Here is a 14,417-nt window from a genome sequence, read left to right on the forward strand (position 1 = left end):
CTTCTATCGCCTCGGTAAAGCCTTTGAGGTTATCCATACAAGCAATCAGCACATCGTGTACTCCCCGGTTTTGAAGATCAGTCAGCACGCTAAGCCAGAATCGCGCACTTTCGCTCTCCGAAATATACATCCCTAACAAATCTTTCTGCCCCTCCATGGTATGCCCCAGAATGATATAAACTGCTTTGCTGATCATCTGCCCATTTACCCGAACTTTAAAGTGCATAGCATCAAGCCAGATAATGGCGTAAACAGCTTCTAAACGACGTCCCTGCCATTGCTGGATCAAAGGAATAACCTTGTCGGTAATGGCACTTAACTTTCCCACCAAAACATCCATCCCATACAGATCAAGTAAATGCCCCTGAATGTCGGCATAACTCAGCCCCTTGGCATACAGCGAAAGGATGCGGTTTTCGAAAGCTTCTCCAATAACAGTCTGGCGTTTGCGAACCAATTCCGGTTCAAAATCACCATTCCGGTCGCGCGGAGTTTCCAACTCAAAACTCCCTTGATCGGTTTTGATGGTCTTGCGGTTATGCCCGTTACGACGATTCGAATCTTCTGAATCCTTTAAATGATTATCCAGCTCGCCATCTAAGGCTCCTTCCAGAAAATCCTTAAACAAGGGCAACAATACGTTATCCGGACCACTCATCCCTTTGCCCGAGCGTAACCCTTCAAGCGCCTCCTTTTTGAACTTCTCGTAATCAAACTTTTCTTTTCCCATATCATGTAAATTTTAAAACATTCATTTTTGTTTACATGACACAGTTAGTTGAACACTCTCAAATCGTTTGATTAAGTCTTAACGATTATACACCACGCATCGACCTTTAAATTCTCCCACGGAGCAACCCAACACCCCACACTAAGCTGAAAGCAACCAGAGCCCCCTACTCTTATCTTGCTACTTAAAATCTCTTGAACGAAAAAGCTCTCCCTGCACAGCTTTTCCTTTAAAAGCCTTTTCATTTCCTGCTGCCTCCTCTTGAGCTGATTTCCGTACCGCCCCAATAGTGCGGGCATCAGTATTAAAACTCATCAATTCATTCAGGTTGACACAACGATTAACAACCACATGAATCACTTCACCCTCAATTTGTAGCTTTCCTGACACCAAAAGCAATCGGGATTGCAAAATAACCTTACGATATTCCTCAAAAGTTTTTGCCCAAACGACCAGGTTTGCAAAACCTGTTTCATCTTCAATAGTAATAAACAAGACCCCTTTTGCTGTTCCCGGACGTTGTCGAACAGTTATTAGTCCGCATACATTAACAAGCATACCGTTTTCCATCTTGCTCAAATCGGCCGTAGGTGTTACCCGCAATTGATTTAACTTCTGCCTGATAAAACTTACCGGATGGGCTTTTAATGAAAGTGAAGTACTTGCATAATCCTGAATTACATGCTCTCCTGCTGTCATCGTCGGCAACTCAACAGCCCCTTCGCCCCCACTTTGCGAAGACGTTCCGGCGAACACTCCTATAGGATGATCGTGCAAAGCTGACACTTCCCATAATGCCCGGCGCCGATCTAACCCCATAGTACGAAAGGCATCGGCATCAGCCAGCCGCCCCAATACCGATGGAGATATCCCCGAGATAAGAAGATCATTCATACTCCGATACGGAGCAGCTCTTTTTAATACCAGGAGCTGCATATCTTCTTGCCGAAGCCCTTTCACCTGTCTGAATCCCAATCGAACAGCACAATAACGACCATCCTTTTCTTCCAAAATATTATCCCATTCTGAAAGATTGATATCCACCGGAAGGACTTTTACCCCATGTTTACGGGCATCAATAACAAGCTGGGCTGGCTGGTAAAATCCCATGGGCTGACTGTTGAGCAAAGCCGCTGCAAAAACATCAGGATAATAACACTTAATCCAGGAAGAAACATAAACCAGCAAAGCAAAGCTTGCAGCATGGCTTTCCGGAAAGCCATAACTACCAAAACCTTCGAGTTGTTTAAACACCCGTTCTGCAAAATCCTGGGCATAACCATTTCTCACCATGCCTGTCACCAGTTTCTCTCGATATCGACTCACCTCACCTTTAGCCTTAAAGGTTGCCATGCTACGACGTAATCCATCGGCCTCAGCAGGCGTAAAGCCTGCGGCAACAATGGCAATCTCCATGGCCTGCTCCTGAAACAAAGGTACTCCCAACGTCCGCCCTAAAATCGCTTCCAGCTCTTTCGACGGATACTCGACAGGCTCTTCTCCATTTCGTCGCTTTAAATATGGATGAACCATATCGCCTTGAATGGGACCAGGCCTGACAATCGCCACCTCAATCACCAAGTCGTAAAAACGACTGGGCTTTAAACGTGGAAGCATAGACATTTGCGCCCGACTTTCAATCTGAAATACCCCCAACGTATCAGCATGACTAATCATCTCATAAACTTTCGGATCATCCTGCGGAATATTGGCCAGTGTAAAATCCAGCTTGTAGTGGTGCCTGGCAAGCTCGAAGGCCTTTCGAATACAAGTCAGCATTCCCAAGGCCAAAACATCTACTTTCATAAAACCCAAGGCCTCAATGTCGTCTTTATTCCACTCAATACATGTACGATCTTCCATTCTGGCATTCAGGATAGGACACAATTCATGCAGCTTCCCCCGGGTTATCACAAACCCTCCGGTGTGCTGTCCCAACTGTCGGGGAAAGCCGATGTACTGCCGGGTTAGCTCCAGCACTTTTCGTAAATATGGGTCATTGGCATTAAAACTCCCTGGTGAGGACGATTTCCCTTCAAGCCACTCATCCGTAAACTCGTAGGCCGACTTGGAAAGCATATTGATTATATCGGAGGACAGCCCCATCGCCTTTCCCACATCGCGCACGGCCCCTTTCCAATGCACTTGCGTTACCGTTGCCACAATGCCAGCCCGGTCTCTACCGTATTTCTTGTAAATATATTGTATGATTTCTTCGCGACGCTCATGCTCAAAATCCACATCAATATCTGGCGGCTCATTGCGCTCATCGCTCATAAATCGAGCAAATAGCAGTTTAAATTTTGAAGGATCGACGGAAGTAACACCAAGACAATAGCAAACGACTGAATTAGCCGCTGACCCCCGCCCCTGAGAAAGAATCCCCCGGGAGCGGGCTTCCCGAACATAATCATACACCGTCAAAAAATAAGAAGCATAGTCTTTTCGCTTAATAAAATCAAGCTCCATCTGAATCGTTGCTTTAATCTTTTCAGGAACTTCCCTTCCAAAACGCTCGTGAGCACCTTTCCAAGTAAGGAATAGCAACTCCTCCATAGGCGTGCGCCCCTCACTGGTAATCTCTTCCGGATAAAGGTATTTCAATTCATCCAGTGAAAATTGGCAGGCATCTGCAATTTCCACGGCACAACGAACGGCCTCTGGGTATTGCCTAAAAAGACGTTGTATTTCAGCAACTGTTTTCAAGTGTCGTTCTGCATTCTGATGTAATCTAAAACCTGCAGTACTAATCGTGCATTTCTCTCGAATACAGGTTAAGATATCCTGTAATTCCCTACGCTCCCCCATGTGGTAATGCACATCATTCGTCGCCACCAACTGGACACCCAACTTGTCCGCTAAGCCGGAAAGTCGGAACAACTTTTTATGGTCGTATCCCTGATACGAAAAACTTGCTGCAAGGTACAGATTGCTACCCAGCGCTTCTTTGTATTCCTCTAAAGCATTTGTAAAATCAGCTTGAAAATCAAAATCAGCATTAAGCGATGTTGGTGCCACAACAATAAATTTCATCCCAGCAGCACACCTAAACACATCAGCCCGATACAAGTGGCATTCCCCCTTTTCAGCCCGCAAGTTACCTTCCGTAAGTAATGCTGACAAATTAGCGTAAGCAGTTTTATTGGTTGGATAAGCCAACAAACTAGGTCCATCCAGCAGATCGAGACGACAAGCAGGAATGAAACGAATGCCTCTCTCCCGAGCTGCCACATGCGCCCGAACAATCCCCGCCAGCGTATTCCGGTCTGCAATAGCAATGGCTCGATAGCCTAATTCTGCTGCTCGCTCTACAATTTCTTCCGGATGCGAACCTCCCCGACGAAAGGAGAAATTTGATGTCACCTGTAATTCTGCGTAATCCATGATAAGCCTACACTTTAATCAAACAAAAAATCCATGCAGAAACCACTGCGTTTTTTCAGCGCCATACAATCCCAACCGAAACAACCAATAACGAGCTCCATGACTATCTTCAACCCGATAATAATCACGCGGGGGGCCAGACTGAAGCCACCACTCCTGCTCAATACGCTCGGGACCATCAGCCCGAACAATGCGAACAATTTCGCCATGATAATAAAAATGTAAGGGCGGATAGTCTGGCAATGCCACCATCACCTCAATTGGTTCAGGATTCGGTAAAAGATGAAGAGGACGTGGACGGTCGGTAGGCCAAGTCGTTTCCGGTTGTCCTTCCAACGAACTAATTTCCTTTACTGAACTTTCAGGCCAATGATGTTCCTGCGGCAGATACCGGCGAATAGCTTGCTCGCCTACCTTACCAGCAATATTATCCAGCAATTCAGCAATAACGGTTTGATCATCATTCCCAATGCTCCACAAAGATTCCTGGGACTCACTAACATCTTCAACCAAGATAGCTTCCAGCGTGAACAGCTCAATACCAAGTGCCGGCTCCAACTCTGGTATTTTCAATTCAAATAGCTTGAAAAGGTGAGCTGCATTGCGCGATGCCCGGTTAGTCCCGATGCTGATCTGTACCGTCTCCCCATCAATACGGTAGCCTTTTAAAATACCCGTTCGCATACCTTTTCCTTCACTAAAAAAACGCGCACACAGCAGATCAAGTAAGCGATTCAGTGCAATTCCAATTCCTTTGGCAGTCCGAATAGGCTCCAGACAAGGCAAGCGTTCCAGGTAAACCGGAGCGGGACGAATGGGACTCAATGCTTCTTGCTCAGTGCCCAATGCCTGCCCCAACCGAAGAAGCACCTCATCACCAAAACGCCGACGCAAATTTGTCCTTGGAATTTTTAAAAGTTGACCGATTTGCCGAAACCCAAGCTTTCCCATTAACTGCAACGCAGCCTCATTTAGTCGCAAAGCAGCAGGTGACAAAGGAGCAAGAGCCTCCTCCTGCTTTTCGGGTTCAACAATAAACCGATCTCTATTATGAGCCACAGCCCAGGCAGCACCAATGGTATCGGCTATAGCTGTCGACACAAGGTAGCCTCCATTACGAAGCCTGGCGGTGATCGCCTCAATATACGAGCTTTCACCGCCCCACAAATGAGGACAACCCGAGATATCCAACAATAAGCCATCAGGCGAGTCAAGGGCAACCACAGGACTATAACGAAAACACCATTCGCCCAACCTGTTTAATACCTTTTTATCCAATTCCGGCTCATCAAGAAACACATCAACTTCGGGTATAATCGCTCGCACATCGGCGACCACCATGCCAGAAGCTATCCCTTCCTTTGTCAACCTCGGACTTACAGCACGTACCACCATGCGTCCTCGCTCTGGAGCGTAAAACAAAAAAGGCTTACCTCGAAGCTCTGGACGAGCCTTAGACAGCCGATCGACAGACAAGTAACGAAACCAGATGTACAGATAACGCTTAAGCATAATTCCTTTCTGTTTGTGCAAAATCAGCAGCCGGGGCAGTCTTTCGAGGCTCTTTTAGAGATGCAAATGTTCCGTTTCTCCACTCAAGTTGCCAAATACCCGGCTTACCGTTGCGAACCTTCTCCAGATTTATCTCCACCCGGGAAAATCCGACACCGGGAAGCCCTTCATTGATTCGGCCAGGCAAGGGCCTGACTTTCCATCGCGAAACACAAGCCAACGCATTTTCAACAAGCGGACGATAACGATGTATAAAGCCTGTTACCCGACTGCTTTCCACCGCCAACTGCAGACGACGGGATTCTGCAAAATTGACATTTTGCAATTCAGCTACGACAGCCGCCAGCGCATCACATTTCAATCCTTGCTCCATCACCCAAAGCACATCCCTCTCCTGCCTCACATCAATAAAAATAACTCGATGCGGCTCAACTCCGAAGAATTTCAGAGTCGGAGGAAATAACCTCCGATCAGCTCCTATCCACAGGCAAAGACCTCCTTTTTCCATAAGGGAACTCAGCAAGCCTGCAAGAACGCCATTGGCAGCCGCAGCACAGGTTTCCGTAGGACTAATAAACTCATGTATTGCCCCCACAGGGAAAACACCTCCAGGGAAAGCTGCCGTCATTGGTCCCAGCCCAAAATCAAGCTTCTGACTTCCTTCCCCCATACCGGGTCTCTCCATTGCAAGTATCTTCTCCTTCAACTGCTTGATGATTTCTTTTTTTTCGGCAATCGCTTTCATAATAAAAAAAATACGCCTAACTTTGTTACGAATAATAACAATTTAATGTTTCTAAATATAACAAGTGAGCAAGGAAAAACAAAAAATCTTTTTCGCCGGAAATATTAAATTTCTTCGGGGACGAAAAAAAATGAGCCAAGAAGCTCTTGCTTCAGCATTAGGCTTAACCCGCGCAAAAATTGCTGCGATTGAAGCAGGTAACACCAAATCACCACAACCAGAGGATTACCTTAATTTCTCAGACTTCTTCAAAATAAGTATTGATACACTGTTGAGAATTGACCTCTCGAAATTGGGAGAACTAAAAATGCGGGAACTAGAGGGTGGAAACGATGTATACCTCCGGGGTGGAAACCTTCGGGTACTCGCTATTTCGGTAGATAAATCGAATAATGAAAATGTAGAATACGTACCTATAAAGGCAAAAGCAGGTTACATGACAGGCTACAGCGATCCAGAATATATTGCCACCTTGCCCAAATATTCAATCCCCAACCTCCCCACACAAGGCACATTCCGGATTTTCCCATCAACCGGAGATTCCATGCTTCCCATTCCTGAAGGCAGCGATATTGTTGCTCAATATGTGGCCGACTGGACCTACCTAAAACCTGACACCCCTTGCATTGTCATTCTCAAAGGACAACAAGATTTCGTATTTAAAATGGTGACGGTTAATCCAGACGGCATTATCCGGTTAAAATCACTCAATCCAATCTATACACCTTATTCCGTTGAAGCCAGCGATGTAATGGAAATCTGGCGCTTTTATGCTTACACCAGCCTCGAATTTCCAGAAACCCAACCAGAAATGACGACAGTCCTTGCTGCCATCAAAGAACTGGAAGAAAGAATTAGCCGAATTTCAAAAATGAAATAATAACAAGTCCATAGAAATAATTTCGGATCATTTAAACAAGGTAAGTGGAGTAAACACAACGCATCTTTCTGTACTTATTTTAATACAGCGACGAATTCCAAACAAATATTAGCTAGCACTTTTCAAAGCCTTTCTTGCCTAAAATCTATTTGACTGGTTATAATCGAAAATAATTTAATTGATCTCTTTCTGAATAAGCAAACCTTCCACTGGTATCTGACAACGACTTCAAGTTAACGGGTAAAGGGTTTCAAACCACACATCCACTGCTTCGAATCTTACAAGCTGCGCTTCTAATGTGTCTATTTAAAAGAGATACAGAAAAGCGACAGGTATGAGTTCCAGAAATCAGCACCACTAACAATTCTTGCTGGGAGAAACAAAAACTCAAACGACAATCAAAACGGAAATAACATTAACTAACGGATACTACCAACCTGAATGTTAAAAATCACGATCAGTTACAGGAACACGAATCTTAATTAATTACTAAAAGATTCTCACGAAAGCATAAAAAAAATGCCTTTAAGGTCAGGTTATTCTCTAGCAGAAGATCGAACACCCCAAACAAGCAAGTATAAAAACATCAGCAGAATCACAGACAAAAAAAACAATTAACACAAAAACACACACGACTCCAACAAAACGAAAGCAAAGTAGCCATTCAACTTCCTTTTGCATTTAATGTTAAAATCATTTAGAATTTAATTTTCTTTTTCTAGATTCGTTCCGTAATTTTTTTCTAAAGTATCTATTCTTTCAGATATATTTTAATAATGAAAATTAACTAACACGACATGGTCTTACATAAAAAAGAAGACACCGACAGAATGGCCATACGAGAACTGAAGCGCTATAAACTTCGCATGCAGGTTATTACTCGCTTATATAAAAAATCGCCACAATCGGCTTTATCATTATGTAATCAGACACATGTGAGCCTCCCAACTGTGCGCTCAGTCTTGGATCAGTTAATTTCAGAAAAAAAAGTTTGTATCTCCGGCACGGGAACCTCCAAAGGAGGTCGCCGCCCACTGCTATACAGTCACTCACAGGACGCCTATTATATTGTAGCCGTCGAGTTGGGGCATCACAAAGCCAAGGCCCTGCTTCTGAATAGCCTCAATCAAGAAGTTACAAGAATACACGAATATCCAACAAACATCAATGATCATATGCTGGAAGAGCATATGGAAGAAGCACTTAGCCATCTTCTAAAAGAGTCGGGATTAGCACGAGACCGAATCAGTGCTATTGGAGTTAGCATGCCAGGGCTCATTGATTCAGAAAGCGGTATTAACCAAACCATAAAGATAGCTGGAGACAGAAACATCAAGGAGCGTTTGACAAATCGCTTTAATATTCCCGTTCACATTGAAAATGATGCCCGCATGCAGGCCTTGGGCGAATTCATTTTTGGCAAGGCTAAAAACACCAAGAACACCTTGGTATTAAATTGGACTTGGGGCCTGGGACTCGGTATCATTTTGAATGGTCAGATCTACCAAGGCTCCAACGGCTGTGCCGGAGAATTTAGTCACATCCGGATTTTGCCAGAAGGTGAGTTGTGCGAATGTGGGAAACAAGGCTGCCTGCAAACTATTGCCTCCACACAAAAACTTTTGAAAATGGCAATGGAAGCAATAAAGCAAGGAACAGTATCACAACTGACCAAACGTTTTTCCACCACCCCCACAAAAATGAAAGTTGATGATATTATTAATTGCGCCCAAAATGGGGATGAGCTTTCCATTTCCCTACTCAACAAAATAAGCACAAAACTTGCCTGGGGACTGTCAATCCTTATTCAACTATACAATCCCGAATTGATTGTTTTGAATGGACCACTAACAAAGGCCGGCAAATACATTTTGATGCCCATACAACAAGCACTGAATAAATACTGCCTCGAGAATATCTCAAACAATGTAAAAATTGAAATATCGGAAATGGGAGAACACTCTGGATTAAAAGGAGCAAGTGCCATGATCTTTCAAAAAATATTCCGGGACAAATCAATGGATAAACAAGTTCTCTAATAAACATCTATTATATATTACAAACTATGTAAAAATAAATCTTTATGAATCAAAAATTAAAATGGTTTACTAAGTACCTGCTTGCATTAGCAGTACTATTTATTGGAGTTGGTGCCGCATATGCTCAAGAAGTGAGTATTACCGGTAATGTTACCAGCTCAGAAGACGGTCTCCCTTTGCCTGGTGTAACAGTCATCCAGCAAGGAACTACCAATGGTACAATTACCGACCTGGATGGTAATTACACCATTGCTGTACCACAGGGATCTGTGGTTGTATTTTCGTTTATCGGCATGGAAGCTGCTGAAATGACAGCCGATGGATCAAAAACTCACAATGTTGTATTAAATCCGGAAACAACAGGTCTGGATGAAGTTGTCGTTACCGCTCTGGGGATTAAAAGGGAACAAAAAACCCTGGGATACTCGATGCAGGAGCTTAAAGGTGAAGCTTTATTGGAATCAAGAGAGCCAAACCTGACCAACGCACTGAGCGGAAAAGTTACCGGATTACAAGTTATTAAATCCAGTAACGGACCTGCAGGATCATCAAAAATCGTGTTGCGGGGTTACAGCTCTTTAACTGGAGATAACCAACCCTTGATTGTTGTTGACGGAGTGCCTATTGACAACTTTACAGGAGCTTCAAACAACGACTACTGGAACCCATCAACAGACATGGGGAATGGACTTGGGGATATCAACCCTGAGGACATTGCAAGTATGTCTGTCCTGAAAGGAGCTTCAGCAGCTGCACTCTACGGTTCGCGCGCTGGAAACGGTGTGATTCTGATCACAACCAAAACAGGAAAGAAAAGAGACGGATTAGGAATTACTGTTTCTTCTTCTGTAGGTTTCCAATCTACCTTCCTTACTCCTGATATGCAAAAGTCTTTCGGTCAGGGATCAGATAACTCATTTGATAACCGGTCAAACATCAGCTGGGGACCTGCTATCACCGGGCAGACTGTTGAAAAGTGGGATGGAACTAACGCTCCTCTTTTTGCCTATGACAATGTGGATAATTTTTTCGACACTGGCATAAACCTGAACAACAATGTGTCGTTCCAGCAGCAAATAAACAAAACATCTCTTTATACCTCTATTACTCAAACAAATGACCAAAGTATGATTCCGGGAGCTAAACTCAACCGGACCAACATGATGACTCGTTCGTTGTCAACTTTCGGAGAAAATGACAACTGGGTATTAGACACAAAGATTCAATATGTTCGTTCAACTGCTAACAACCGTCCGTTATCCGGAAACAATTCTTCCAACAGTTTCAGAACAATGTACCTACTTCCCGTCTCAATGGACATCACCGATTTCCAAAACGCTTCGGATGAACTAGGTAACATGGTATGGTACGGAGGCGGTAACGCTGTAAACCCATACTGGGGAGAGAAAAACAACTTGAATGAGGACACCCGCGATCGTTTCATTTTTCACGGATCGTTAAAATACAAGTTCACCGACTGGTTAAGTATGGAGATGAAAGGTGGAGCTGACATGTACACCAACAACACGGAAACAAAGCTATACGGTGGAAGTCCATTAAGTACAACCGGACGTTATAGCCTTGGAAAATCCACGCATACCGAAACCAACTATTCAACTTTGCTAACAGCACAAAAAGACGGAGTTTTTGGTAAGTTTGGAGGAATGGTCACTATTGGAAGCAACCTCATGAAGCAAGAGTCTGCAGGTATCCGAGGAAGCTCTGGCGAATTGGAAGTTCCAAATCTTTTTGCCCTTAACAATGGGATAGATAAACCATCGATTAATGAAACATTTTCTTCGAAGAAGATTAACTCGCTTTATGGATTATTCCAAGTAAACTATGATGGCTATCTGTTTTTAGAAGGAACATTCAGAAACGATTGGTCTTCTTCATTGCATACGGATAATCGTTCATTCTTCTATCCTTCTGTTAATGCCTCTTGGGTTATAACAGACATGATCAATAAAAATGATGGTTCAGTGCCAGAATGGTTAACGTTTACCAAAGTAAGAGCTTCTTATGCCGAAGTTGGTAACGACCTTCCTCCTTACCAGTTATACAACACATACTGGATTGGCAAAGACCCTATTGGAAACACAACTGCTGGCTTGGGAAATACATTATATGATCCTAGCGTTAAAAGTGAGCTGATCAAATCATACGAAGTTGGTGTTGATGGTCGCTTTTTTAATAACCGTTTAGGATTTGACTTTGCCTGGTATAAGTCGAATGCTACCCGCCAGTTGATCAACTTGCCAATGGACCCATTAAGTGGTTTCTCAAGCAAAAAAATCAACGCTGGTGACATTCAAAACACAGGAGTTGAATTAATGGTTAATGGACGCATTATCGACAATGCCAACAACGGCCTTAACTGGGATGTACAGTTAAACTACTCTTTCAATAAAAACACGATAGAAGATCTTTATGAAGATATTGCAATCTATAATTTAGGTGGTTTTGATAACGTACAAATCTTAGCTCAAGTAGGTGGTGAATATGGAGAGATCCACGGAACAAAGTTCATGCGTGTTGAAGATGTTGACAGCCCTCACTATGGCAAACTGTTACTAACTGAAGACGGACTTCCACAAGGCACAACAGAAAAAGAAAAAATCGGAAGCCAGCAGCCAGATGCGTTGGTTGGACTAACAAACACATTCTCGTACAAAGGATTATCGCTTAGCTTTCTGATTGATGGTCGCTTTGGTGGAGAGATGTTCTCAACAACCAACCAGGCCATGCAGGCAGCAGGTACTGCACTTGTAACTGCTCCTGGAGGCTCCAGAGAAGACATGGTATTGGACGGAGTTATTGCTAGTGGTGACGGATTTGTTGCTAACGACAAAAGCATTACTGCACAGCAATACTGGACAACTGTAACAAGCAGCACAGGTAACCTTGGAGTTGGAGAAGCAAACATTTACGATGCGACCAATATCAGACTACGGACACTGCAATTGAATTACTCGCTTCCTAAATCGTTGCTATCTCAAACGGTTTTTCAACGTGCAAGTGTAGGATTCTCCTGCAACAATGTATTAATGATCAAAAGTCACATGAATGGAGTTGATCCTGAATCAACTTTTGCGACAGGAACGAATGCAGTTGGATTTGAGAACACGGCTCCTCCTACATCAAGAAACTTTCTATTCAACATTACATTGGGATTTTAAAAAATTTATAATATGAAGACACTAAAAATATTTTTCACTTTAGTACTCGGCAGTACCTTACTATTTTCCTGCTCTGACTTCGATGAGGTGAATGTTGACCCCAAAGCAGCCAGCGCAGACCAAGCTCAGGTCGAATACATCATCAATAACTCCATCATTGGAACGCAACAAAACCCGCACGTAGCTGAAAGAGCTTTTATCCTGTATTGGAAAACGGCAGCAAGACAACATCGGGTAAACGGTGCTCTTGCTCTTGGACAATACAACGACGGATGGAGCAGCGATTACTATAGCTCCCTTTCAGGTTGGTTAAAATCAGCTAGCTTAGCAATTACTGCAGCTCAAGAAAAAATAGACAACGGCTCAGCTTTGCCTTATACCGAAAACCTGATGCACATTGCCAGAATATGGCGAGTTTACCTGATGAGCGAGTTTGCTGATAATTTCGGTCCTATGCCTATTGATGCCTTCAACGGAGACAACCCAAAATTTGTTGATCTTCAAGAAGTATATTATCATATGCTGGCTGAACTTGCTGATGCAACAGCCCAGATCAATACGGAAGAAGTATTACCTGCTTCAATTACCAAGTATGACCAAGCTTACGGATTTGATTACAACAAATGGATTAAGTACGGTAACTCAATGAGACTTCGTTTGGCTATGCGCTTATCAGAAGTTGATCCATCAAAAGCTCAAGCAGAATTTGAGGCTGCTGCAGCACAGCAATTAATTTTGGATGCTGAAGATAACTTCAAAGTTGCTGAAAAGTCGGGCTGGGACGACCTGACAGGCGTGATGAGTAGAGAATGGAATAGCCAGCCTTTGTCATCAACGCTCAACAACCTATACATTGGTTTAGGTGGTATCAACTCCGAAGATGTTCTTCCTGCAGAAATGCATGAGCAAATTAAGCCCGCGGACTACATGGGACAAAAGTTTTCGGACCACCTGACAACCATGACCAATGATCCTTCAGCCGGATTTTGGTTTGATGGTCTTCACAAGGTAATGGATCCAAGAGCTTACAAAGCTTTTAGCATTCCTGGAGATTTTGATAATTCAAATTTCAGTTTCTATCCTTCCTGGACCAATGACGCCAAAACAGTTGTTCGTGATCTTGTTGATGATGAAGACAACGTCATTAAAGAAATTGATGCGACTTACACCTGGAACGCTGCACCACTCGGAAACTGGGGAACAAGATCTGCAAAAAACCAAGTTTCTTTCTTTGCAGGAACGAATCCAAGGTTAAGCCAGGATTTCAGAGGTAGCGCGTCTGAACGTATCTTCTTTGCCAGCTGGGAAACCTACTTTCTAATGGCCGAAGCTGCTGTTAAAGGTTGGAATACGCCTATCGATGCGAAAGCTGCTTATGAAAATGGCGTCAAAGCAAGTTTTGCTTACTGGGAATTATCAGCCTTTGTAGACGACTACCTGGCATCTGAATCATACAACCGTGTTGGAACTTCGGTGAATTTTGATCACACAACAGAACCAACCGGAGGTTTCACGATGAACTTCGTTAATGGCTATACCGGTGAAGCTGGTTCAGTAACTTTTGACTATCCAGATAATACGATTTATAAAAATGGACAAGTTAAAAATGATGCATTAACAAAAATCATCAGTCAAAAATACCTGGCCCAATTACCATGGTTGCCTTTAGAGGCATGGAACGATCATCGTCGCTTAGGACTGCCATTCTTTGAGAATCCAGCAGTAGACCTACCGCTTACTGATCTTCCTGAGCTTAACAGTTCAAACTACACGACGAACAATGTTAAATTTTTCCCTCAGCGTTTAAAATATCCATCTAGCTTGGAAAATAGCAACCCTGAAGGCTACCAGCAAGCAGTAGGCTTCTTAGGTGGAGCTGATGCTGTACTGACACCTTTATGGTGGGCAAAAAAACAGTAGCACAGCTACAAATTAATTGATGAAGGCC

The 14,417-nt window shown here is 43.5% G+C and carries 8 protein-coding genes; 4 read left to right on the plus strand and 4 right to left on the minus strand.

Annotated elements, in window-relative coordinates; translation table 11 throughout:
• From ACUNWA_RS03690 to ACUNWA_RS03705, 4 genes are all read right to left on the minus strand, one after another.
• Nucleotides 1-730 (minus strand): IS256 family transposase (locus ACUNWA_RS03690; RefSeq protein WP_445590530.1); only part of this gene is annotated, 730 nt, incomplete at its 3' end.
• A gap of 180 nt (nt 731-910) precedes the next feature.
• Nucleotides 911-4,114, minus strand: a complete 3,204-nt coding sequence (locus ACUNWA_RS03695; protein ID WP_445590531.1) for an error-prone DNA polymerase — start codon at nt 4,112-4,114, stop codon at nt 911-913.
• Nucleotides 4,115-4,132: 18 nt separating this feature from the next.
• Nucleotides 4,133-5,626, minus strand: coding sequence for a Y-family DNA polymerase (locus ACUNWA_RS03700; RefSeq protein WP_445590532.1), 1,494 nt, complete (start codon nt 5,624-5,626; stop codon nt 4,133-4,135).
• Nucleotides 5,619-6,371, minus strand: a complete 753-nt coding sequence (locus tag ACUNWA_RS03705) for an ImuA family protein (protein ID WP_445590533.1) — start codon at nt 6,369-6,371, stop codon at nt 5,619-5,621. Before ACUNWA_RS03705 ends, ACUNWA_RS03700 begins: the two co-directional genes overlap by 8 nt.
• Nucleotides 6,372-6,435: 64 nt before the next feature.
• Here ACUNWA_RS03705 and ACUNWA_RS03710 point away from each other — a divergent pair, with 64 nt between their 5' ends.
• The 4 genes from ACUNWA_RS03710 to ACUNWA_RS03725 all read left to right on the plus strand — a co-directional run bounded on the left by ACUNWA_RS03710 (nt 6,436) and on the right by ACUNWA_RS03725 (nt 14,389).
• On the plus strand, nt 6,436-7,251 hold the full coding sequence (locus ACUNWA_RS03710; RefSeq protein WP_445590534.1) for an XRE family transcriptional regulator: 816 nt from the start codon (nt 6,436-6,438) through the stop codon (nt 7,249-7,251).
• Nucleotides 7,252-8,048: 797 nt separating this feature from the next.
• On the plus strand, nt 8,049-9,290 hold the full coding sequence (locus tag ACUNWA_RS03715; RefSeq protein WP_445590535.1) for an ROK family protein: 1,242 nt from the start codon (nt 8,049-8,051) through the stop codon (nt 9,288-9,290).
• A 44-nt stretch (nt 9,291-9,334) separates the two neighbouring features.
• Complete coding sequence (locus ACUNWA_RS03720) at nt 9,335-12,469, plus strand: SusC/RagA family TonB-linked outer membrane protein (RefSeq protein ID WP_445590536.1); 3,135 nt, start codon at nt 9,335-9,337, stop codon at nt 12,467-12,469.
• Between the two features lie 12 nt (nt 12,470-12,481).
• Complete coding sequence (locus tag ACUNWA_RS03725) at nt 12,482-14,389, plus strand: SusD/RagB family nutrient-binding outer membrane lipoprotein (RefSeq protein ID WP_445590537.1); 1,908 nt, start codon at nt 12,482-12,484, stop codon at nt 14,387-14,389.
• Nucleotides 14,390-14,417: the final 28 nt, after the last annotated feature.

The organism is Sunxiuqinia sp. sy24 (assembly GCF_052677165.1).

Bases quoted from the DNA above. Each gene is read 5' to 3' on its own strand.
- ACUNWA_RS03705 (WP_445590533.1), bottom strand. From the start codon at position 6,371: ATGAAAGCGATTGCCGAAAAAAAAGAAATCATCAAGCAGTTGAAGGAG.
- ACUNWA_RS03700 (WP_445590532.1), bottom strand. From the start codon at position 5,626: ATGCTTAAGCGTTATCTGTACATCTGGTTTCGTTACTTGTCTGTCGAT.
- ACUNWA_RS03725 (WP_445590537.1), top strand. From the start codon at position 12,482: ATGAAGACACTAAAAATATTTTTCACTTTAGTACTCGGCAGTACCTTA.
- ACUNWA_RS03715 (WP_445590535.1), top strand. From the start codon at position 8,049: ATGGTCTTACATAAAAAAGAAGACACCGACAGAATGGCCATACGAGAA.
- ACUNWA_RS03695 (WP_445590531.1), bottom strand. From the start codon at position 4,114: ATGGATTACGCAGAATTACAGGTGACATCAAATTTCTCCTTTCGTCGG.
- ACUNWA_RS03720 (WP_445590536.1), top strand. From the start codon at position 9,335: ATGAATCAAAAATTAAAATGGTTTACTAAGTACCTGCTTGCATTAGCA.